This is a genomic window from Myxococcus sp. SDU36, from assembly GCF_030168875.1.
GTDB classification, from domain to species: domain Bacteria; phylum Myxococcota; class Myxococcia; order Myxococcales; family Myxococcaceae; genus Myxococcus; species Myxococcus vastator.
In genome coordinates this window covers 3,066,720-3,087,414 of record NZ_CP077414.1, presented here as the reverse complement: position 1 = coordinate 3,087,414, position 20,695 = coordinate 3,066,720, and the positions used below count along the sequence as shown (strand labels likewise).

The window sequence follows — 20,695 nt, the reverse complement described above, 5'->3', positions numbered from 1 at the left end:
GCCCCCTGGTGATTCATACCAGAGGAGTTCATGTGTTCACTCTCAGTGTCAATGGACGGCACTGTGGTGAACTGGAGCCGACTGTGAGCGCCCGGTGGGCAGGAGGCTTCGCTGGCGCGAATTCCCATCCGCGCTGCTTCATGCACCTACCGGCGCAGCGTCACCTGCTCGTCGAGCCGGGCCATCTTGTGCGGGTTGCGCATGGCATAGATCCGGGTGATCCGGTTGCTCTCGACGACAACGCTGACCGCTGTGTCGAAGGCGCCGGCGGCGTCGACCCGGAGCGCGGGCGCGCCGTTGAGCCACACGGTCGCGATCCGCGCGCCAGGCGCGAACGTGGGGAAGCGGGACAGGAGCCCGGCTACGCGATCGCCGCCGACAATCGGGCGCCGGGCCGCTGTCGCCAGGCCGCCGCCGTCGGCGACCAGCACCACGTCGGGGGCGAGCACGGCGAGCAGGCCCTGCAGGTCGCCGGAGTTGACCGCGGCCATGAACCGCTCCAGGACGGCCTGTTGCTCCGCCCGGTCGACCTGCATCCGGGGCCGGCGTGCGGCCACGTGCCCCCGCGCGCGGTGGGCAATCTGCCGGACGGCGGCTGGCGTCTTGTCGAGCGCCGGGGCGATCTCGTCATACGGCATGTCGAAGACCTCCCGGAGCACGAACACCGCCCGCTCGGCCGGGGTGAGGGTCTCCAGGACGGTGAGCATCGCGATCGAGACGCTCTCCGCGAGTTCGACGTCCGCGGTGACGTCAGGGCCGGTGAGCAGCGGCTCGGGCAGCCACTCGCCGACATACTCCTCCTTGCGGCGAGCGAGCGTGCGCAGCCGGTTGAGCGCCTGTCGGGTGACGATCCGGACCAGGTAGATGCGCGGGTCGCGCACCTCGGCCCGGCTCGCGTCACTGATGTCCGCCCACCGCAGCCAGGTCTCCTGCACGACGTCCTCGGCGTCGGCCGCGGAGCCGAGCATCTCGTACGCGACCGTGAAGAGCAGGCTGCGGTGGGTGACGAAGGGGTCCTCCGAGCCCAGCGGCGCGCGGGCCGCGTCGGGCGAGGATGCACCGTCGCCGGGAGGCCCGCTTCCCGGCGACGTCGGGCGCATCGAGGCCGTCATGACGCGGTCGCTTCGACCGGCCGTGCGCTTGACTGAGCCATCGGCTTCAGCCCGCACGAGGCGGCGAAGCCCTCGGACTCGATGCCCAGGGCGGTGTTGGAGCGGGTCGTCAGGTTGGCGAACGCGATCACCGTGGTGAGCTCAATGAGCGCCGCGGGACCAAGCTGCTCTCTCAGGCTCGCGACCATCTCGTCGGTCACCGTGGGGGGAGTCTGGCTCATCGCCTCGGAATACCCCAACACCTCCCGCTCCAGCGGAGTGAACACCGCTGACTCCCGCCACCGCGGAATCTCCCGCGCCTTGTCCACGTCCACCCCACGGTTGTGGGCCATGAAGTAGTTGAAATCCAGGCAGAACGAACAGCCCACCAGCGACGCCACCGCCATGTGCGAGTACGACTTCAGACTCTCATCGCACTGGTCCCACTTTTGTACCTTCTGCCCGAAGCGCATGCTGGCCTTGAGCACCGGCAGATGGTGCCACATCACACCGAATGACTTGGGGACTTGACCGAGCATCCTGCTGGCGAACTTCTTCACGATTGCGCCGTAGAGCCCGGTGATTTCCTTGGGGGGAATCCTGACTGAGGTCATGTCTTCTCCTGGTATCGGTTGCCGTCGACCTGGAGACACCGGACGCCCGCGGGATGTGACATCCCCGAGGGGGTACCGCCTTCGAGACACACGACGGCCCGCCCTGGGGGCTCCAGCGGCGGGCCGCCGTCAGGTCAGCTCAGTAGTTCCAGGCCCGGTAGCTGCGGAAGCCGCAGCCGTTGGCCCCCAGGACGACGCCGCCGCCCTCCATCACCGGCGTGAAGGTCGGGTAGGCCGACGCGGTTGTGTCGACGCTCACGCAGCACGTTCCCGAGAACAGGCCCGTGGAGTTGGAGGTCTCGTGCGGATCGGGGTCGGTGGGGCTGTAGAGCCAGCCCTTCGCGTAGACGTAGAGCTCCTTCGAGTACGGCGAGAAGGGGCCGAGCTCCGACCAGCCGCCCTGGGTGGTGACGGAGCCTCCGGCCATCTGGTAGCTGAACTGGACGCTGAAGCTGGAGTTACCACCGCACACGCTGCCGGAGGGCGAGCCCTCGGTGCCGGCCTGGGCGAAGCGGGGGAGCGAGTCCGGGGGCTGCTCCAGCACGCCCGTCGCTCGCGCTTCGGCGATGTTCGCCTCCAGGACGCGGATGTACCGGTCGCTCTCCTTCAGTTGGCGGTCGAAGGCGGCCGGCGTGCCGCTCTTCTCTTGCGCCTGCGCCAGCAGCGCCCGCTGTCCACGGACGCGCTGGAGTTCGAACTCGGCGGCCTCGGTGCCGACGCCCACCTGTTCGCGGACGCCGTCCTCGCGCGTGCGCTCCCAGACTCCGGGGGCCACCTTGTTCCAATCCGACGGAGTCGCTTCGCTCAGCATGGGCCGCGTGGCCTCATCACTTGCGGAAAGAGTGTCACCACCGCATGCCGCCAGCGCCATCGCGGCGACAGGCGCCCAGAAGAATCGCTTCGACATGGTGCATCGTCCTCGTTGAGCTGCCCGGCTGGGTTGCCGGGAGTCAGAGAACATTCACGGAGTGAAGTCTGGTGTTGGTGGGTTCCTGTTCCACTCGAAGCGCCGCATGTGTCTTGGGATTGGCTCGGTGAAAACTGCCTCGGTCGGTGAATCCTCAGGCACTCGCGGGTGTCACCGAGGCGCGAGCTTCCGGCCTCCCGGCGATGCCGTCCCTCCCGTTTCAGAGCGCACGCGCGAGGCTGGGCAGGAAGAGGTACTCGGACTCCACCGAGAGCCCGCGACGCTCGGCCAGGTGCAGGAGCGCCAGGCCCTCCACGAAGATGAAGGGCTCCGTCTCCGATGCTTCATCCCGGGGGTTGAAGGACTTCGCCCTTCACCAGCGTGTCCGCCCTTGCGGAGCCATGTGCGGCCCTCCCAGTACCCACGCATTCCAAGGGAGGGCGGCTGGCGTTTCAATCCGGCGCAGGTATGAGGGCGTGGGCCGGGCGAACCCAAGGGTGACTCAGAAGTTGTCGTCTCTGGGAGGGGCTCCAGCCCCGAGCGCCGGCGCGGCTCGGGTTGGGATTCATGATGTTCTGTTCGCCTGTGTCGCTCAGGAGGTCGGTCGTGCCGTCCGTCTCGACGGAGTGGTAGACGCCGAGGAAATGCCCCAGCTCGTGCGCGAGGACTCGCGCGTAGGCGTCCAGTGGCCATTGGGCCGGGCCTCTGCTGAAGGCGTCACACCGCAGGCCGGGCATGAAGACGGCCGACGCGGGGCCCGCGCCTCCTCCCACGCGAGGGGTGAAGCCGTCGACCGGCACGGGCGGCCCGAAGAACGGGTCGTCGTGCCGGAGGCACCCGGCGAAGACGATGTCGACTGTCGCGTCCAGCGCGGGCGGCGCGCGCTCCCGAAGGGCTGAAAGCTCGTCGAGCTCCGTCGTCCAGAAGCGCGTCTCCGCGGACGCGTCCGGGAGCTCGGCGACCGCGTCCAGCGTCACCTCCAGGCCCGCCTCCTCGAGCTCGTCATTCACGCGCTCCAACAATTCGCGCTGCCGCTCGGGTTGCCCGAGGAGCATGGAGTGTCGCGACACCAGGAAGCGCAGCGAGAGGCGGCCGCGCTCCGGAAGATGCGCGCGCGGCAGCCAGGCCAGGTGGAGCCGAGGCGCGCCTCCCGTCTTCAGCGGGGTGAGCGTCTCGCAGGCCATGAGCCCGAAACGCACGGTGAAACCGTCGCGGGGTGCGAAGCCTTCGCCGCTGGGGAGCACGAACAGCGCTTCCTCCTGCGCGATGGAGGTGCGCACCCCGCAGTCGGTGCAGTAGGGGCCGGCTTCTCGCTTGCTCACCCAGACCCGGCCCTCGGAGTCCTCAAGAGAGTCGATCGCGAAGCAGGTGCCCGGTTCGCTCCTGGCCCACAGCGCGACCGACGCTCCAGCGAACGGCGGGATGGAGAGGAACGGCGTGAGCCCGTCCGCGCCGAAGGCGACGGGCTCCGCCATGAACAACGTCTCTCCCTCATCGAGCGGGGCTCGTGGCGGCGCGTCCCCCCCCGCGCACGCCACGAGCCCCACGAACGCGAGACTTGTCGCGAAGGCTCGCGTCCGCGCGAGCGTCATCGCATGAACTCGCGAAGCTCGCTGGGCGTCACGAACGCTCCAATGCGCTGCTGGAGATGGACGCTCGGCTCCCGTGGGAAGTGGGCGGCGAGGACGCGGCGAGCCTCGCGCTGACCGCGCGCGCGGCCCACCCACTCAATCACGCCCGCGCGCTCCTCCACGCTCGAGGCGCTGGCGAGCTTCTGCCCGGCCAGGGCAAGCTCGGCCCCCGTCAGATCGAGCTCCGCTCCTGGCGCCAGGTGGCTCAGGCTCCGAAGGATGGTGGTGCTCACCCCCGGGCTCGGCTCGCGCTCGAGCTGGGACACGAGGAGCGGCCGCGTAACCTCGGGCGAGAGGCGTCCGAGCGCCTCGGCCGCGCGCCCCCGCAGGGCGGGAGCCCCCGTCCTCAGCCGCTCGTCGAGCTCCGTCCGGAACGCGTCATCGCCGCTGTTGCCAATGGCGTCCAGGACGGCGAGCTCGTCGTTGCTGCCCGCGGCGCGCACCAGCTCTTCACGCAGCGCCGCGTGCAGTTCGTCGCGCAGCGGGTCGCCAGGCCGGGTACGCCCCGCCATGCTCCCGAGCCCGAGCAGGCTCACGTTCGCGACCATGGCCGAATCCGACCCCCGGGCCTGAGCGAGCAACAGGTCCGCCGCCTGCCGCGACGGCTCGCCGTGGTCGGCCAGCGCGGACGCCGCCCGGCTGCGGTCGAGCGCCGAGAGGTCCCTGCTGACCAGCGCGTCCGCGAGCACCTGACGAGACTGCTCGGTGCCCGCCAGCTCGAAGGCCAGGAAGAACGCGGAGCGCGCCGTCTCGTCAATGGCCCCGCGTCGCAGGTCGGTGAGCAGCAGGGCGCTCTCCTCCGGGTGCGCGCGGAGCCACCCCGCCAAGAAGCGCGCGGCAGGGAACACGGCGTTCTTTCCCCCCTCGCCGAAGAAGGCGAGGAAGCGGGAGCGCGCCGCGCCAGCGTCGAGCGCCGCGAGCCTCGTGTCCACGGGCGACGGCGTCGTCGGGTCCGACTCGAACACGTCCGAAAAGTCCGCCTCCTCGGGCGTCACCGAGTCACGCACGGAGACGAAGTGCCCGTCCTCGCGCACCAGGTGGAAGCGGTGCGTGAAGCCCTGCGGCGCCTCCCCAGGGAGGTGGATGCGAAGCGTCTCCTGACCCTCCACGCGCCGCATCCAGCCGCCGCGCTCGGGGTCGAAGTCCGCCTCGGCCGTCGCGCCGAGCACCTGCACGCGCAGCCCTATCCGCTGGGCGGTGTCGTCGAGCTGATAGCGCGGCTTGGTGCGGACGAGCCGCGCCGCGCCCCCCGGCGCCTCGTCACGGCGGTACTCCGCGGTGTAGACGCCCACCCCGTCGCGCTGCTCGGCGCTCCAGTGCGTCGAGTCATCGCCGGGCAGCACGAACTCGAGGCTCTCCAGGAACGTGCTCACCAGGCGGCGGCTCGCGCCGCTCCAGCGCGGCGAGAACCCGATGCCAGTGAAGCGGCACCGCGTATCGACCCGCACGTAGAAGGGGCTGTCTTCGAGCTCCACGGCGCTCACCTGCTCCTGGGAGAGCGCCTGCTCCAGCTCCACGGCGCTCAGGGCCCCGCGCAGCAGCGCGGGGCGGCCCGCTTGCGCCTCCTCGACGACGACCCAGCTCAAGTGGCCCTGGAAGTGGTCTTCCACGCGCGGAGCGGGGACCTCGTCGAGCGTGGCGGTGGACTCGAAGGAGAAGGCCGCGGTGTCCTGGCGCTCGAAGCGGCACTCGGGGGCGCCCGGAGCGGGCTCCGCCGGCGCGTGCGTCACGGCCGGCGACGCCCCTTCCTCCGCGTCATCCCACGTCCCGGCCACGATTCCCACCGTCGCGAGCCCGAGCCCGGCCGCGATGCCCATCATCCGCCCGTTCATTCGAGCACCTCGGCGAAGTCCATCGAGCGGTCGAGCAGCGTCTGGGAGAAGCGCCGCGAGCTGAAGCTGAAGAGGTGCACGCGGAGGGTGCGGCTGAAGCGGCGAATCCCGACGCGGCCCACGATGGAGACGTCTCCGCGGATGAGCTGCATGCCGAGCTCCCAGTTGGCGTTGCCGAGCACCACCAGGCTCCCGTTGTCGCGCTGGCCAAAGGCGAGCGAGGCCGTGAGCGGGAAGTCCGTGTTGACGAGCTGGAGGTCGGCCACCACGGCGGCCTTGACGATGCGGATGTTGATGCCGCCCTCAATCGACGCGGTGAAGTTGAACCCGGGGGTGATGGTGCGCGCGATGGCCCCACACATGCCGAGCGCGTCCTCGCTCTGGAGCAGCTCCCCGCACCGCGCCGCGTCCGTCGAGACGGAGAGGCTGTCGTTCGTCGTCAAACCGACCTCCCCGCCGAGGCTGATTCTGAAGCCGATGCGCACGGGGCCGAAGCCGAAGCCGAGGTTCGGGAACGCGAAGGACTTCGCCGCGGAGAACTCCTCCTCGTGCTCGAGGCTAGGGGCGCTCTGGGAGAAGCTGTGGATGCGCTGGTTGAACGCGTCGACCGTGATCTCATAGCCCGTCTCCCCCGGGTCCACGCCGAGCGTGGCCTGTCCCACGGCACGCGCGATGGTGACCGAGTACGGACGCCCGAGCTTGCCCTGGAGCTCGACCGAGCCTTCGATGCGGCTGGAGGCGCCGGCGCGGTCGAGCCGGTTCTGCGTCGTGAGCTGCACCGCGACGCTCATCCGGTTCTCTTTCCCGAGCCTGCGGGTGAACTCCTGGTCGAAGCTGATGGACGTCGCGGCGGAGGAGTCCGGCGTCTCCCGCACCAGCACGACCGGGATGACGTGGCAGTCGCTCGTGTCCCCTTGTCCCTCGTTGCCCTCCTGCGGGAAGTCCGCCACGAAGCACCCCCTCACCGCGAAGTCGCTGACGTCCGCCCACGCGCCGCCCTCGCGCAGCGCGGCTCGGGTCGCCCCCTCGGCGAAGAGCTCATGGGCGAACGTGTTCGCGGTGCCTGGCATCAACTGCTCGATGACGACCTCGTCGACGCGGCCGAGCTCCGAGCTCGCGTCTCCCACGGTGAGCGGAAGCCAGCCGCCCGCGGCGCCCTCGGGCGCGAGCTCGTACCGGAGCGTGGCGCGCGCGGGCATGGCCGTGAGGGCCTCGAGCTCATCGGGCTCCTGGCCGAACTGGAGGTCCCCGGTGATACCCGGCGCGTTCGCCTCGAGCTCCGGCGGCACGTCCTCCGGCGCCAGCCCCGAGACGTAGGGGTCGCGGCCGTTGACGACGAGCGTCGACTGGACGACCAGGCTGGGCGCGAGCTTCTCCTCGGTGGCGTCGGGGGCGACGTAGGGGAGGATGGCCACCGACGAGGCGGGCTCCATGGAGTCGTAGAGCACATCGATGAGCTTGTCGGTCCCATCGGTCGGGGTCGGCTCGATGTCGAAGGTGTAGACGCAGCCTCGGCGGAGGTCCGGGGCCGACAGGTCGGCGACGCCCCGGCACGCCTGGTTGAGCTCGGCGCCGCGGGCCGCCTCGGTGAAGGTGACCGCCGGGTAGTCAATGCCGGTGTCAGGCTCGTCCCCATCGAAGGTGACGCGCAGGTTCACCGCCTTGTCCACCAGCGCCCCGCACAGCGAGGTCGGCCAGATGAAGCCATCGACGATTTGCTCCTGACCGTCGCCAACGAGGTCGACGTCGATGGCGCTGGAGGCGCACTCGATGGGCTCCGCGGGGTTGGCGGGGTTCGCCTCGATGAAGCTGAAGCTGACGGCGACGTTGCGGGTCGCGGGCGCGGCCGGGTTGAGGCTCGTCGAGGTGATGCCAAACTGGATGGGCACGCGGTTGTTCACGAAGACGGGCTTGCTCAGGTCGTAGCGCACGTCGAGGTAGGTCATCCGCGCCTTCGTGAGACAGACGCCATCGTCGGCGCTGTTGGGGCACGCGGGCTCGATTGGCACGCCAGAGTCGGGCACGCCCGAGTCCGGCGCTCCTGCGTCCGGCTCGCCGGTGTCGGCCCCGCCGCAAGCGCTCGTGAGCAGGAGGAGGAGCGTCCCGAGGACGCCATGGCTCCGTCTGGATCCGCGGCGCGGGCCGGTGGACGGGGACTGCGCGGGGTTCTTCATGCTGGACCTCCAAGTGGGTGCCACGTTTGTCGGTCCGGGGCCTAGGCAAGCGACGTACCAGCGCGCCGCGCGAGGGAGCGCACGCTGCTCGCGGCCGTGCTTGTGGGGTGTGGCCTGTAGGGAGCCACCGACACCCCTTGGGGACGCAGCCGACACGGGGCCCTGTGCTAGCTTCGCGGGCCATGTCCAGCGGAACGACGCGCCCGGATCGCCCCATGGGGCTCCCCATCCGCACGCTGACCATTGAGGTCGTGGGAGGACCGGATCAAGGCCGCTCGCACACGGCGGACGGTGAGACGGTGACGGTGGGGACGGCGGAGAGCAACGAGCTGCGCCTGGCGGACCCCACGGTGTCCCGGTACCACCTGGAGCTCTCGCGAAAGGGAGACCGCGTCGCGGTGGCGGACCTTGGCTCTACCAACGGCACGGCGGTGGGGCCCACGCTCCTGGAGCGCGGCACGGTGGCGCCAGGGACGGTCCTCACGCTCGGGCGGACCTCGCTGCGGGTGGGGGACGGGCCCACGCGCACCGTGTCCCTGCATGACTCCGGAGCGCTGGGGCCGCTGCGAGGCCAGAGCGCGCCGATGCGGCGGCTGATGGCGCAGATTCTCCGGGCGGCGCGGACGGACGCCTCGGTGCTGCTCCAGGGCGAGTCCGGCACCGGCAAGGAGCTCATCGCCCGGGCCCTCCACGACGAGAGCCCGCGCGCGAAGCAGCCCTTCGTGACGCTGGACTGCGGGGTCATCTCTCCCGGGCTCGTCGCCAGCGAGCTGTTCGGCCACGAGCGCGGCGCCTTCACGGGGGCGGAGCGCCGCCACGTCGGCGTCTTCGAGCGGGCGCAGGGCGGCACGCTCTTCCTGGATGAGATTGGCGAGCTGTCCCCCGCGCTCCAGACGGCGCTGCTGGGCGTGCTGGAGCGGCGGCGCTTCCGGAGGCTCGGGGGGAGCGAGGAGCTGTCCGTGGACGTGCGCGTCATCAGCGCCACCCACCGGGACCTCCGCGCCGAGGTCAACGCCAACACCTTCCGCCTGGACCTCTACTACCGGCTCGCGGTGGTGCGCTTGGAGGTCCCCCCGCTCCACCAGCGCGTGGAGGACATCCCCCTGCTGGTGGAGCACTTCCTGAGCGAGGCCGGGTACACCGGCCCGGTGTCGGCGCTGGTGCCTCCGCCGCTCATGGCCACGCTGCTGGCGCACCGCTGGCCGGGCAACGTGCGCGAGCTGCGCAACTACGCGGAGGCCATCCTCGCCATGGGAGAGCCCCCCGCCCTGGAGCAGGCCGCGGGAGGCCCGGGCGCGGCCCAGGCGTCAGCGCCCCCCGCGCCCTCCGTGGCCCTGCCCCTGGAGCGCGGCTACCGCGAGGCCCGCCAGCAGGTGCTCGAGGACTTCGAGGTCCAGTTCCTCAAGGCGCTGATGGAGCGCGCGGGCACCAACGTCTCGCTGGCGGCGCGGCTCGCGCGGATGGACAGGAGCTACCTCATCGACCTGCTCCACCGGCACCACCTGCGCTGAGGCTCAGGGCCGCCAGTGCAGGTCTCCCGAGGCGCAGACGCGCACGCCCTGGGCGCACTGCTCGGTGAGCGTGTCGAAGCCCAGGTACACGTCTCCCTCGATGGCGTTGAGGGAGACGGGGCAGCTATAGGCGCACCCCACCAGCGCCTCCTCGTTCAGCGCCGCCACGCCGCCGGCCTCGAGCTCGTCGCAGGACTGGAGCGTCGCCGTGGTGCGGACGATGATGAACTCGTCCGGCGCCTCGCTGGAGATGGAGGCCCCCGAGAGGCTGCGCAGCGCCTCGCGGACCTCCTCCCGCGCCTCGGCGCGAGGCAGGTCGGTGATGTCCGGTAGCGGGGTGGGGATGCACACGCGGTGCTCGGGCATCACCGCGCAGTCATGGTCCGCGCACCAGCTCACGAGCTGCCCCGAGCGGCACCCCGGCAGCCCCCCCAGCCGGACGAAGTCGATGACGAGCGAGGCGGGCACGGCCCCGCCCCCGGCTGGCACCGCGCGTGAGAGCACGTAATCGCCGTCGTCCTCCCGGCACAGGAAGCCGTCGAGCCCCTCGCCCTCCGCGCCGAAGGTGAGCCGCACCTGCCGCACGTCGTTGCACCCGGTGAGCAGCACCAGGGCCAGGAGCCCCTCGAGGATGTGCCTTCTCAAAATCCCACCTCCGTTCGAACAGGCTGCCGCCAGAGCAGGGCGGTGGTCGTCGCGCCGGCGATGACCGCGGCGACCCCCACGGCGATCCAGAAGTCTCGCCGCTGGTAGAGGGCCGGCGCTGGCTCGACGACCTGGCCCTGGATGAGCAAGTCCCTCAAGACGCCCTCCGCCGTCCCGTGGAGCGTCGTCACCTCGCCCTGGCGCTCCGTCCTCGCCGCCGCGCGCCCATGGATGGCCAGCGCACCCCGGAGGCGGTAGCCCTCGCGCTCGGCCTCGGCGTTGAGCAGCACCAGCCGCGGTGCCCGGAGCGCGGTGGAGAGCAGGCGCAGCGAGCCCGCCGAGTCCAGGTTCGCGGAGGACTCACCGTAGTGCGTGGCCCACTGGCCAGCGGCCAGCTCGGGCGAGGCGGGGAGCGTGGTGAAGGCCACGGCGAGCTCGGGCCCCTTGGCCGAGATGACCTGGACCGCGAACTGTCGTCCCTCCGCGTCGACGCGCACCACGTGGCGGCCCTCCAGGACCTCGAGTGAGCACGGTGCCGTGCATACGCCGCGCCGCCCATCCAGGGAGATGCGCGCGGGGCTGGCGTCGGAGGTGATGCGCAGCGTGGTGCGCCCCCGCGCCGCGCCTTGCTCCGCGCCGGTGACGAGCACGCGCCCCACCTCGGGAGGCAGCACGCCGATGTCCGCGGGCAGCTCCAGCCCGAGCACGCCCAGCTCCGAGGCCACCTGGAGGGCCGCCTCCTCGCGCCGCAGCCCCACCTGACACGCGACCTGCCAGAGCAGCCAGCGGGCGACGACCTCGCGGTGCCCCTGGCTCAGCGTCCTGGGGAGCACCCCCTCATCGCCGACCTCCTGGAGGCACTCCGCGAACTCCGCGTTGATGTAGTGCCGCCGCGCCTCCTGCAGGTGCCGCTCGACCTCCAGGAGCTGGACATCCCCTCCGGGCCGGGAGGTGGGCGCGGGGAGCCCGGCGAGGCGCAGCGTCACGGGCACGCCGGGGGGCCGCTCCTGGGCCCACGCCTGGACGGAGGCGCGCGCCTCGGGGTCCCCCACGACGAAGAGGGTGACCGCGGGGCGCGCGGTGGGGGGCTCGGCCGCGGACGCGGCGCTCCCCCAGAGCCCCAGGAGCAGCGCAGCGAGGGGAAATCTCCGGGGGGAGGGCCACGCGCGGCGGCGGTATATTGAAGGTCGGGACTGACTCACCGGAGCGAGCCTCCAGGGGTGGAGTGAAAGCGTGGAGTGGGGTGGCCGTTATCAACTGGTGCGACAGCTCGCGCGGGGCGGGATGGGAGAAGTCTGGGAGGCGAGCGCGACAGGGGAAGGGGGCTTCGCGCGGCGGGTGGCCATCAAGCGGCTGATCGCCGAGCACGAGCAGAGTCCCTCTCAGGCGCGGATGTTCCTCGACGAGGCGCGGATCGCCAGCCGGCTGCACCACGCCAACATCCTGTCCATCCTCGATTACGGCGTCGTGGAGGGCGTCCCGTACCAGGTGCTGGAGTACGTGGACGGCGTCGACGCGGAGCGGCTGCGGCAGCGCGGGCTCGAGGTGGGGGAGGACTTCCCGGTGGAGCTGGCGCTGCATGTGTGCGCCGAGGTGGCCCATGCGCTCCAGTATGCCCATGAGGCGAAGGATGGGGCGGGGGAGTCGCTGGAAATCGTCCACCGGGACGTGAGCCCCTCGAACATCCTCGTGTCGTGGACGGGCGACGTGAAGCTGGCGGACTTCGGCATCGCGCTGGCCAGGGACAGGCAGGAGCGGACGCTGGCGGGGCTGACGAAGGGCAAGCCGGCGTACATGCCGCCGGAGCAGGTGACGCGGGGCGAATTGGATGGGCGCTCGGACCTCTTCGCGCTCGGGTGCGTGCTGCACGCGCTGCTGACGGGGCACAGCCCGCTGGCGGGCGAGGACCGGATGGCGGACCTGCTGGCGGGCAAGGAGCTGGAGCTGGCGGGCGCGCTCCCCGCGGACGTCCGAGAGCTCATCGCGCGAGCCGTGCGGAGGGCGAGGCATCAGCGCTTCCAGAGCGCGGCGGAGTTCGCCGAGGCGACCGGTACGGTGCTCGCGGCCCGGAGCGGGCGAGCCGGGCGCGCGCTGCTGTGCGAGTGGATGGCCCGGATCCGCGCGAAGGAGGAGGAGGCCATGGCGCGGCCCGTCGCGGGGTGGGCGGGCTCCTTCCTGGAGGTGGAGCAGCTGCTCGGCGGGGTCGTCGTTCCGGAGCCAGGGACGGCGACGGGGGGCAGCGCCACGCCGCCACCGCGCATCGAGCCGCGAGCCCAGCGCCGACGGTGGCCCTGGCTCGCCGTCCTCGCGCTGGGGGGGCTCGTGGCTTTGTGGCCTTGGCGGCTCGGGCAGGAGGTCGCGCCGCCTGTGCCGACGGTGCAGTCCGTCTCCGTGCCGCCCCCGGCGACGCCTGCGCCGGAGAAGGACGAAGTCGCCCCGGCCGAGCGCTCGCCGCCCGCGCCGGTGCAGGCGCCCGTGATACGCGCGGCTCCGCGGGCGCAGGAGCCGCCCCCGAAGCGGCTGGTCCGTGCCCCGGCGCGCCCGGCGACTGGCGGCTCGGGGGCGCTGACGGTGGGAGGCGAGGGGGCCTTGCGCGCGGTGGTCATCATCGACGGCGAGCGCCGAGGCCACGCACCGCTGCTCATCGAGCTCCCCGTGGGCGAGCATGTCCTGGAGCTCAAAACTCCTGATGGCCACTTGATTGGCCCGGAGCGGATCCAACTCACCGAGTTCCACACCCCCGCCGCCCCGCTGCGCTGGGTCGTCCCTTCGGCGCGGGGGGCCTCCGGGGAGTGAGGGGACGCGTTCGCGGGAGGGCATGGGAATCGAACTCGCCAGGGGCGCCTCTCGGCGGTTTTGAAGCCCCGTCTCCTCGACGCATGCGGGCTACTCCGGATCGAGCGCCCAGGTGCCGTCCTTCCATCGTCGGAGTGTCATGATCGCTCCGATTGCGGCAACCCCTCCCTCTTTCGCTGCCGCTTCCAGTACCGCCTTGGCTTCTTCCGTCCGGTAGCGGAGCAGAAACGCAGCCGCCATGGCTCGGACGTCCGTACGCGGATGCTTCAGCAGCACGGCGAGGGCGTCTCGCCCAATATCCCCCTGCGCGCGGAGTGCCTGAAGCGCAGCGGTGTACTGCTTGGCGTGCTTGTTCCCCGTCCTGGAATCTCCTTGCTGAATGGCATCAGTCTGGGCCGCGACATTCCGAGCGAACTGCTCGACCCGTTCTTCCAACGTCATTACCAGACCCTCTTCGTCACGTTCTCAATGGCGAACAGCCCGAACTCGCGTTGGGCCTCGTAGGGGTGTCTGCTCAATCACTGCCGCACGGTCTGCGTGAACGAATGAGTAATGTCATAGCGGACCGACGACAGGATGGGAGCCCCCATTTCCGTTTGTCGCGGTAGGCTGTGCACCATGCAGAATTGGCACTTCACGCGCATCCTCCCAATCCTGGCAACTGTGTGGCTCCTCGCCGCATGTGCGGAGGGGCCCATCGCACGGCCGGACGCCTCGGCCCGGAAGTGGGTCGGCCCTTTGGTGAACGTGCCGGGCGGGGGGCAGTTTCGCGCCGTCATGTACTTCGGCCCATGGCAGTGCAGCGCCCAGCTTATGAACTACTGCCGCGACAAGTGCGCTGGGAGCGGGCACGCCCTTCAGGGCTGCATGTGGCTGGCGGACCTGAAGATGGACTTCGCGGGTACGGTCCTGCGGGCCGGGAGCCGATTTGGGATGACGCACTGCTGTTGCAACTACGCGACGCTCACCAAGGGCCAGAACGATGTGGCCAGGTCCCAGTGGAAAAACTTCCGCGATGAGTTCCGAGCTCGATGGGGAGAGCGGTTCGGTCAATGGCCCACGGACGCCAAAGGCGAGAACTTCCCAGGCCACCATATCCGCGACCTCCATCACGGAGGGAACCCTATCGACTGGGACAACATCATCCCGTTTCCAAAGGACCTCCACGAGACCCTACTGGGGCTCTACAACCAGTGCTATGCGAACAACCCGCCGTGGACGACTGCTGGGGTGGACTACCCCTATGGAGAGTAGACCCATGTCGATGCCCGCACTGCTCGAAGAGGTGTCGCGCCGCCACTTCCCCAACCCGCCTGCGACCCCGGCACAAATCGAAGCGTTCGAGCAAAGGGTTGGATGGCGCCTGGACCCGGACCTTCGCGCCTTCTACCTACACTGCGACGGCGCCAAGCTGTTCGACCGCACCAACCCTGAATTCGCCTTCTACCCGTTGGCGAAAATCCGTCGCGCGCGGAAGGTGCTCCTTCAGGACGACACCGACAGGTCCGGGCCGGCGTCCTGGTACGCGCTGTGCGAGCTGGTTGACAGCAACTACATCCTCCTCGACGTGAGTCACCAAGAGGCGGGCCGGTATCCGCTTCGCGATGGTTATCGCGAGGCGTTCCCGGACCCGAACTACTGCTCACAGATTGCGGCCTCGTTCTCTGAATTCCTCGCCGGAGCGCTCCGCTCGAACGGGAGTTGGTTCTGGCTCCCGCCAGCGTGAGTTACGGCGCCGCCATGTACTGGTTCGGCGGGTGCGGCTCCCATCCTGTGCATGCTGCGCGCCGCACCTCGGCCCTCTGCGGCCCACGCGTGAGGTTCATGGCCGCGTCCCAGCGCTCTGACTCGACTTTGGGGGTGGTTCGGCCGACGCCCCATTGAACCTACGCGCCAATCCTTGGTGCGCCTCATGCGCCGAGGAAGGGACCGCTACTCTGGATCGAGCGCCCAGGTTCCTTCTTCCCAGCGTTTCAATGCTTGCTGCGCTTCGAACGGGACCAGCCCCTGCCCCTTGGCAGCTTCCTCCAGGACCGCTTTGGCTTCGGCCGTCCGATAGCGGAGCAGATGCGCGGCAGCCATCACGCGCACGTCCATTCGCTCATGCTTGAGCAGCACGGCGAGCGCGTCACGTCCGGCATTGCCGTGTGCCAGGAGTGCGTCGACGGCGGCGCCGTACTTCCTGGCGTGCTTGTTCCCGGTCTTGGCGTCGCCCCGGAAAATGGCATCGGTCTGGGCCGCGACGTTCAGTGCGAACTGCTCAACCAGTCCCTCCAGCGTCATCACCAGAACCCCTTCCGCACATGTTCAATGGCCAGCAACCCAACGGAGCCCTCCTGGCGCTGAGGCGCGTGCGTGAGGCTGACGGCGTGCCTACGGGAACGTCACGCCGGAGAGCGTGATGGCGCGCAGCCCGCCCGGTCCCCACAGCTTCAGGGTGAACGGCCCCTGCGCCGCATCCGGCGTCGCTTCTGCTTCCACCACGACGCGGCCGAACGGATAGCCCGAGATGGGGGCCTGCTGCCAGACCGTCAGAATCTTCAGCGATGCGCCCGTCCTGCTCACCAGCGATGCACCATCCGCGGTCCAGGGGTTCGCGGCGTCCGGGTTCTCGAACTCCACCGCTACCGCCACGCGAACAGGGGCGCGATAACTCCATGCCCGGTGTGCCCGGAGTGTGCTGCCTGGATGCTGACGGACCTCTTCGTTGACGCGGAGGAGCTTCGCGGCGACGCCCTCATCCTGTTGGATGACATCGTTGGCCAGGAGACCCGCGATGCCGCTCGGTTCCCGCTGCTCCGCCTTCAACCGCGCGTTCTCCTCGTGGCACTGCTGGGTCTCCGCTCGGGCCTCCTTCGCCTCCTGCTGGTAGGACTCCGCCGTGCGCGCCTGTCGCCACACCTCGACGATGCGCTCGCCGCGCGCGGGGTGAGCGACGAGGACAAAGGTCGCATCGAGGGGGACCGAGCCATCCTGGAAGCGCACCGTCAGCAGCAGGCGCTCGCCGGGCAGGAGTTGCTCCGAGGGCACCAGCCGGAGCGTGTTGCGCCCGAGGTCCACGAGCGAGAAGCGTTCTTCGCCTTCGAGCACGACCTTCGCCGGATCGAGGGCGGAGTCGAACTCGAAGGAGGTGGACATGCGTGGGCTAATCTCAACCTCGGGGGGCGGTACCGCCGAGGATGGCTCCGCCGAGAGTTCGACGCGGCGCACCCCAAGGCCCGCGGCCGTGGGAGACGGTCTGGCGGTCGTGGCTCCAGACGCGAGCATGAGCACCACGAAAAAGGCGATGGGCGACGCGGGCACGGTCGGTCCTCACTCGAAGCGGCGCACGGCCTTCAAGTCCAGGCTGGAGTAGACGATGGCCGTGCCAGGGGCATGGGTGGGCTTCATCTTCAGGAGTCCAATGCGGCCGTCCTCCGGTTCAACGAACTGCACGCAGACAGGGAAGCGCTCATTTTGGGGCGTACGCGCCTCGGTGAGTCGTCCGTAGACACGCTCAGGGCCGACGAGGAGCTGCCCGGAGAACAGCGTCCCCGGCGGCACGCCTCCCCAAGGGAACCCCGTGCGAACCGTCGTCGCGCCCTCGTGGACCTTGATGTTTCTGCCACCTGGGCCGGGACCCAGATCGAACGTCGTTGAAGGCCGCGGGAGTCCAGGCGTGAAGAGGCCGAGTTCTTCCATGGCCTCAACGGCCCCTGGCGGGCAGTCCTCGGGAGGCGGCGTCGGGCGCACCTGGGAGCCAGGGCACGCCATCGAAATGCAGGCCGCGACACCCAGGCCCAGCGCCTTGCCAACGGGTGTGTCTCGGAGGCGCTGCGGCTCGGGCTGGGGGAGCATGCCGGTGTCCTTCTTCATCTTCACGGAGGCCTTCTCCTTGGAATACGTCGCGGGAACGGCGACGGCCGCAAGGGTGGATGCTCTATCGAGCGGGCCTGCGGCCTCGTCAGCTTCCAGTGGCCTCCAGGGTGTCGCCACTTCCTGACCGGGAGTCCAGGACGTGAAGGCGAACGCGGGAGCGGCGGAGGGCGAGCCCACGGTGACATGGGAACGCGGCTCCAGCCCGTGACGTGCGGCAGAAGGAGCGGAGGTCATCCATCCGCGCGCGAGCACCAGCCCGCCCACAACCAGGAGCACCAGCAACGCCATCCAGGCCGCCACGCGTGGGGCCTTGAAATGACCGGCGCGTGTCTCGTGCGGGAGGTCCGCTGCGTTGGAATCGGGTTCGTGCGCGCCCTTGCCGCGCGGCGGGCGAGGCCCGCGACGAGGCCGGGCCTTGCGCCGCTTCAGCCACTGCGCCACTTCGTCCTCAACCGCGTGCGGCGCCTCCGCGCGCGTGGTGGCGGTGTCCGCGCCATGGGCGTCACAGAGCTTCACGTCCCAGGCTTCGTCCGCGTGGGCCAGCAGGGACTCCAGCTCCGCGCACAGGGTGCCGGCGTCGGGGTGCCGCTCCTCGGGCGCCTTGGCCAGCAGGCGCATGCACACGGCACTCAGGGCCCCGGGGACGCGCGGGTTGAGCGCCTGGGGCGAGAGGGGGGCGCGGTTGAGCACGGCCTCCACGCCCTCGGCCTCGTCCGGCAGGAAGGGCTGCCTGCCCGTCAGGAGTCCATAGAGCACGACGCCCAGCGCGTACAGGTCATCCGAGGGGCCGGCCTGGTAGGAGCGGCCACGCTCGTCCCCGTGCTCCTGCAGGAAGCGCCAGGCCTCGGGCGCGCGGTACTGCTGGGTGCCCGGCGGAAGCACGCCGCCGGTGATGCTGGGGGCGCTCTCGTACCCGCCCGCGCCGAAGTCCACCACCACCGCCTCGCCGTCCGCGTCGCGCACGACGACGTTGCTCTCCTTCAAGTCCCGGTGCACCACCTTCTCCAGGTGCGCGGCGCCCAGCCCGCGCGCCACGCCAAGCACCTTGCGCGCCACGTCCCGGGCCGAGGGGTTCTCCTCCGAGGCCCACACGTCCAGGCGGCGGCCCTCCACGTAGTCCATGAGGATGACGAAGGACTCGGGCGCCTCGTCCGGCCACTGGCAGTGTCCCCGGAGGCGCACCAGGTTGGCGTGCTTGAGCCGCAGGAGGATGGCCACCTCGCGCTCCGCCCACTCGGCCAGCCCCCACAGCGGGATGAGCTTGAGCGCGGCGCTCCGCGCGCCACGCCGGGCGAGGTACACGGCGCCGAAGCCCCCGGCGCCCAGCCGCTCCTCCACCACGTACCCGCCAATGTCGGTGCCTGGGGGCACGACGGGATGCAGACGCGGGCTCACGAGTCCTCTCCTTCGGCGGGGCGTACGGGCAATGGAACGCGTGAGAGTTCCCCCCGCGAAGCAGCTCGGGAGGAGGATAGACCTGGAACGGATACCATGGTTGGACCTGTTGAGGTATATGCTCGGAGCGCCGTCCCCGCGGCATTCTCCTCTTTTCCCAGGTCACCTCATGTACGCGAAGCTCTCCCAGCGAATTGGAACCCAGGTCCGCGCCGCCCGGCATCGGGCGGGCTTGTCGCAGGCGCAGGTGGCCGAGGCCATCCACGTGCCGACGCTGGTGCTCAGTCGCCTGGAGCGCGGCAGGTTGCTGCCCAGCCTCCCCACGCTGGTGGACCTGTGCGGCGTCCTTCGAATCTCCGTGGACCTCCTCCTGAGCGGCGAGGGCCTGGCGTGTCCCGCGCCCGAGGGGGCCGGCCGGTAGGTGGGGCGCCGCCGTGTGACAGGGGGCGCGTCGCGCATCGACACGGCCGTCAAGATGCGGCAGGAAGGGCGTTCCCGAGTCGCGGGCCTCCAGCCCGCGGCAGACTGGGCCCTCGGTGTTCCAGGTACCCCGACGCATGAACGAAGAACTGGCGACCCGCATTGGAAGTGCCGCCCGCGAGGCGCGGACGCAGCTCGGGCTCACGCAGGCGGAGGTGGCCGCGCGGCTGGGCCTGGCGCACATGGTCTACAGCCGCCTGGAGCGCGGGAAGATGCTGCCCAGCGTGCAGACGCTGCTGCGGATGTGCGCGGTGCTGCGCATCGGCGCGGACGCGCTGCTGGGGCTCGAGGACGCGGAGGACGGGAAGGGGGCGCGAGGGCAGGGCGGAGCGCCCAGGCTGCGGCAGCTCAACGGCCTCGCGCGAAAGATGGATGACGAGCAGCTCGACGCCCTGGTGAAGGTGGCGCAGGTGTTGCTGCGGTGAAGGGGCGCCCGGCCGCCCGAGCTCACTTCGCGTTCGGCGCGGGCGTGGCTTCGTCGGCGTCCAGGCCCTCGGGGAAGATGCCCGCTTCGTCCAGCTCGACGCGGTCGCGCAGGACGGACGCGTCCGACAGCATGCGCGCCAGCTCCTCGGCGGCCTCCTGGCGTCCGAAGGGCTGGGGCTGTGCCGCGAGCGCCGCGCGCAGGGCATCGCGCAGCTCGGCGGCGGAGGTGTAGCGCTCGGAGGGCTTGCGCTGGAGGGCCTTGTGGAGGATGGCCTTGAGCGCGTCCGGCAGGCCCGCCATCGCGTCCTCCACGTCCTCGGGGCGGTAGCGGCTGACGAGCGCCACCATCTGCGTGAGGGGCACGGAGGGCGCCTCCTCCGTCTTCACGTCCAGGGCGGCGCTGGGGGCCTGCGCGTCCTCCAGGTCGAAGAGGTGCTTGCACGTCAACATCTCCAGGAGGACGAGGCCCAGGGAGAAGATGTCGGACCGGCCATCCATGGGCTTGCGGAGCAGGTACTCGGGTGAGGCGTACGCCACGTCGCCCTTGAGCAGGAGGGCCGGCGTCTCCTCCCGGCCCACGATGAGCGAGTAGGCGGCGCCGAAGTCCGTCAGCTTCACCTCGCCGCTCCGGGCCACGCGGATGTTCCGGGGGGCGACGTCGCGGTGGATGATGCCCAGCGGCCGGTTCTCCGAATCCCTCAGCGTGTGCGCGTGGTGGAGGGCGTCGGCCACTTCGGCCGCGATGTAGAGGGCGAAGGGCGCGCGGAGCGGTTGCTCGCGCATGGTGGCGAGGCTGATGACGGTGTCCAGGGTGGGGCCGTCCACGTACTCGGCGATGATGTGCGGCCGGTCGGCGTGGATTTTCAGGTGAAGGACCTGGGCGATGGCGGGGTGGTGGAGGCGGAAGGCGAGCTGGACCTCCTCGATGAGCCGCTGGCAGCGCTCGAAGGCGACGGGGTTGCGCAGGCGCTTGATGGTGACGTGCCCGGCGAGCCCATGGGGGAGGTGACGCTCGGCCAGGAGCACCACCTCGCCATTGCCGCGCCGGTCCAGCGTGCGGAGGGCCGCGTAGGTGGTGGTGTCGAGCGTGAACCGGAGCTGGGGTCGGTCGCGCTCCAGGTCGGAGCTGTTCTCCGGCGTCGGGTCCTCGAACTGCGCTTCGTGGGTCGGCGTGCTGTCATCGGTCATGGGCGGCCTCCTGATGGGAGTGAGACGTGCGGCGGGCGCTGGCACGGGCGTCCCGGCGCCCTGATGGGCCATGGCTGCGGGAGAGGGGCCCGGTGGCTGTCGCGGTCAGTGGTCTACTATTCATAAACCCTTGGGGTATTACAAGCG

Annotated in this window: 19 protein-coding genes; 6 read left to right on the top strand and 13 right to left on the bottom strand. The window is 70.5% G+C overall.

Annotated elements, in window-relative coordinates:
- Positions 1-146: 146 nt before the first annotated feature.
- The 6 genes from KGD87_RS11935 to KGD87_RS11910 all read right to left on the bottom strand — a co-directional run bounded on the left by KGD87_RS11935 (position 147) and on the right by KGD87_RS11910 (position 8,249).
- Positions 147-1,112, bottom strand: a complete 966-nt coding sequence (locus KGD87_RS11935) for an RNA polymerase sigma-70 factor (protein ID WP_284667570.1) — start codon at positions 1,110-1,112, stop codon at positions 147-149.
- On the bottom strand, positions 1,109-1,705 hold the full coding sequence (locus KGD87_RS11930) for a carboxymuconolactone decarboxylase family protein (protein ID WP_284667569.1): 597 nt from the start codon (positions 1,703-1,705) through the stop codon (positions 1,109-1,111). The genes KGD87_RS11935 and KGD87_RS11930 overlap by 4 nt, the downstream gene beginning before the upstream one ends.
- A gap of 139 nt (positions 1,706-1,844) precedes the next feature.
- Complete coding sequence (locus tag KGD87_RS11925) at positions 1,845-2,612, bottom strand: hypothetical protein (protein WP_284667568.1); 768 nt, start codon at positions 2,610-2,612, stop codon at positions 1,845-1,847.
- Between the two features lie 452 nt (positions 2,613-3,064).
- The gene (locus KGD87_RS11920) at positions 3,065-4,087 is read right to left on the bottom strand and encodes a zinc metalloprotease (RefSeq protein WP_284667567.1); all 1,023 of its coding nucleotides are present in this window, start codon (positions 4,085-4,087) and stop codon (positions 3,065-3,067) included.
- 113 nt (positions 4,088-4,200) lie between these two features.
- Complete coding sequence (locus tag KGD87_RS11915; RefSeq protein WP_284667566.1) at positions 4,201-6,075, bottom strand: HEAT repeat domain-containing protein; 1,875 nt, start codon at positions 6,073-6,075, stop codon at positions 4,201-4,203.
- On the bottom strand, positions 6,072-8,249 hold the full coding sequence (locus KGD87_RS11910) for a hypothetical protein (protein ID WP_284667565.1): 2,178 nt from the start codon (positions 8,247-8,249) through the stop codon (positions 6,072-6,074). The genes KGD87_RS11915 and KGD87_RS11910 overlap by 4 nt, the downstream gene beginning before the upstream one ends.
- A 215-nt stretch (positions 8,250-8,464) precedes the next feature.
- Here KGD87_RS11910 and KGD87_RS11905 point away from each other — a divergent pair, with 215 nt between their 5' ends.
- Positions 8,465-9,760, top strand: coding sequence for a sigma 54-interacting transcriptional regulator (locus KGD87_RS11905; RefSeq protein ID WP_284667563.1), 1,296 nt, complete (start codon positions 8,465-8,467; stop codon positions 9,758-9,760).
- A gap of 3 nt (positions 9,761-9,763) precedes the next feature.
- On the opposite strand, the gene KGD87_RS11900 is transcribed toward KGD87_RS11905, so the two are convergent.
- Positions 9,764-10,405, bottom strand: a complete 642-nt coding sequence (locus tag KGD87_RS11900; protein ID WP_284667562.1) for a hypothetical protein — start codon at positions 10,403-10,405, stop codon at positions 9,764-9,766.
- The gene (locus KGD87_RS11895) at positions 10,402-11,457 is read right to left on the bottom strand and encodes a PEGA domain-containing protein (RefSeq protein ID WP_284667561.1); all 1,056 of its coding nucleotides are present in this window, start codon (positions 11,455-11,457) and stop codon (positions 10,402-10,404) included. Before KGD87_RS11895 ends, KGD87_RS11900 begins: the two co-directional genes overlap by 4 nt.
- Positions 11,458-11,638: 181 nt before the next feature.
- On the opposite strand from KGD87_RS11895, the gene KGD87_RS11890 reads away from it, so the two are divergent.
- Entirely contained in the window at positions 11,639-13,201 is a 1,563-nt protein-coding gene (locus KGD87_RS11890) for a serine/threonine-protein kinase (protein WP_284667560.1), read from the top strand.
- A gap of 90 nt (positions 13,202-13,291) precedes the next feature.
- On the opposite strand, the gene KGD87_RS11885 is transcribed toward KGD87_RS11890, so the two are convergent.
- Positions 13,292-13,642: a DUF2019 domain-containing protein gene (locus KGD87_RS11885; protein WP_284667559.1), complete on the bottom strand. Its 351-nt coding sequence runs from the start codon at positions 13,640-13,642 to the stop codon at positions 13,292-13,294.
- 177 nt (positions 13,643-13,819) lie between these two features.
- Here KGD87_RS11885 and KGD87_RS11880 point away from each other — a divergent pair, with 177 nt between their 5' ends.
- Together KGD87_RS11880 and KGD87_RS11875 are read left to right on the top strand one after the other, a co-directional pair.
- Positions 13,820-14,455 carry a hypothetical protein gene (locus KGD87_RS11880; protein ID WP_284667558.1) on the top strand — a complete coding sequence of 212 codons (636 nt, stop codon included), beginning with the start codon at positions 13,820-13,822 and terminating at the stop codon, positions 14,453-14,455.
- Positions 14,456-14,459: 4 nt separating this feature from the next.
- Entirely contained in the window at positions 14,460-14,927 is a 468-nt protein-coding gene (locus KGD87_RS11875; RefSeq protein ID WP_284667557.1) for an SMI1/KNR4 family protein, read from the top strand.
- A gap of 206 nt (positions 14,928-15,133) precedes the next feature.
- Here the strand turns inward: KGD87_RS11875 and KGD87_RS11870 are convergent, their stop codons facing one another.
- From KGD87_RS11870 to KGD87_RS11860, 3 genes are all read right to left on the bottom strand, one after another.
- Positions 15,134-15,484 carry a DUF2019 domain-containing protein gene (locus KGD87_RS11870; protein ID WP_284668627.1) on the bottom strand — a complete coding sequence of 117 codons (351 nt, stop codon included), beginning with the start codon at positions 15,482-15,484 and terminating at the stop codon, positions 15,134-15,136.
- 90 nt (positions 15,485-15,574) lie between these two features.
- Complete coding sequence (locus tag KGD87_RS11865; RefSeq protein ID WP_284668626.1) at positions 15,575-16,474, bottom strand: DUF2381 family protein; 900 nt, start codon at positions 16,472-16,474, stop codon at positions 15,575-15,577.
- A gap of 39 nt (positions 16,475-16,513) precedes the next feature.
- Positions 16,514-18,454 carry a serine/threonine protein kinase gene (locus KGD87_RS11860; RefSeq protein WP_284667556.1) on the bottom strand — a complete coding sequence of 647 codons (1,941 nt, stop codon included), beginning with the start codon at positions 18,452-18,454 and terminating at the stop codon, positions 16,514-16,516.
- Between the two features lie 169 nt (positions 18,455-18,623).
- On the opposite strand from KGD87_RS11860, the gene KGD87_RS11855 reads away from it, so the two are divergent.
- Complete coding sequence (locus KGD87_RS11855; protein ID WP_284667555.1) at positions 18,624-18,875, top strand: helix-turn-helix domain-containing protein; 252 nt, start codon at positions 18,624-18,626, stop codon at positions 18,873-18,875.
- A 136-nt stretch (positions 18,876-19,011) separates the two neighbouring features.
- The gene (locus KGD87_RS11850) at positions 19,012-19,359 is read left to right on the top strand and encodes a helix-turn-helix transcriptional regulator (protein ID WP_284667554.1); all 348 of its coding nucleotides are present in this window, start codon (positions 19,012-19,014) and stop codon (positions 19,357-19,359) included.
- A 22-nt stretch (positions 19,360-19,381) separates the two neighbouring features.
- Here KGD87_RS11850 and KGD87_RS11845 read toward each other — a convergent pair whose 3' ends face one another.
- A complete protein-coding gene (locus KGD87_RS11845) occupies positions 19,382-20,548 on the bottom strand; it encodes a serine/threonine-protein kinase (protein ID WP_284667553.1) in 1,167 nt (388 codons plus the stop codon).
- Between the last annotated feature and the right edge of the window lie 147 nt (positions 20,549-20,695).

Excerpts from the sequence above, each read along its gene's own strand:
- KGD87_RS11935 (WP_284667570.1), bottom strand. The coding sequence starts at position 1,112 with ATGACGGCCTCGATGCGCCCGACGTCGCCGGGAAGCGGGCCTCCCGGC.
- KGD87_RS11930 (WP_284667569.1), bottom strand. The coding sequence starts at position 1,705 with ATGACCTCAGTCAGGATTCCCCCCAAGGAAATCACCGGGCTCTACGGC.
- KGD87_RS11925 (WP_284667568.1), bottom strand. The coding sequence starts at position 2,612 with ATGTCGAAGCGATTCTTCTGGGCGCCTGTCGCCGCGATGGCGCTGGCG.
- KGD87_RS11920 (WP_284667567.1), bottom strand. The coding sequence starts at position 4,087 with ATGGCGGAGCCCGTCGCCTTCGGCGCGGACGGGCTCACGCCGTTCCTC.
- KGD87_RS11915 (WP_284667566.1), bottom strand. The coding sequence starts at position 6,075 with ATGAACGGGCGGATGATGGGCATCGCGGCCGGGCTCGGGCTCGCGACG.
- KGD87_RS11910 (WP_284667565.1), bottom strand. The coding sequence starts at position 8,249 with ATGAAGAACCCCGCGCAGTCCCCGTCCACCGGCCCGCGCCGCGGATCC.
- KGD87_RS11905 (WP_284667563.1), top strand. The coding sequence starts at position 8,465 with ATGGGGCTCCCCATCCGCACGCTGACCATTGAGGTCGTGGGAGGACCG.
- KGD87_RS11885 (WP_284667559.1), bottom strand. The coding sequence starts at position 13,642 with ATGACGTTGGAAGAACGGGTCGAGCAGTTCGCTCGGAATGTCGCGGCC.
- KGD87_RS11880 (WP_284667558.1), top strand. The coding sequence starts at position 13,820 with ATGCAGAATTGGCACTTCACGCGCATCCTCCCAATCCTGGCAACTGTG.
- KGD87_RS11875 (WP_284667557.1), top strand. The coding sequence starts at position 14,460 with ATGTCGATGCCCGCACTGCTCGAAGAGGTGTCGCGCCGCCACTTCCCC.
- KGD87_RS11870 (WP_284668627.1), bottom strand. The coding sequence starts at position 15,484 with ATGACGCTGGAGGGACTGGTTGAGCAGTTCGCACTGAACGTCGCGGCC.
- KGD87_RS11855 (WP_284667555.1), top strand. The coding sequence starts at position 18,624 with ATGTACGCGAAGCTCTCCCAGCGAATTGGAACCCAGGTCCGCGCCGCC.
- KGD87_RS11850 (WP_284667554.1), top strand. The coding sequence starts at position 19,012 with ATGAACGAAGAACTGGCGACCCGCATTGGAAGTGCCGCCCGCGAGGCG.
- KGD87_RS11845 (WP_284667553.1), bottom strand. The coding sequence starts at position 20,548 with ATGACCGATGACAGCACGCCGACCCACGAAGCGCAGTTCGAGGACCCG.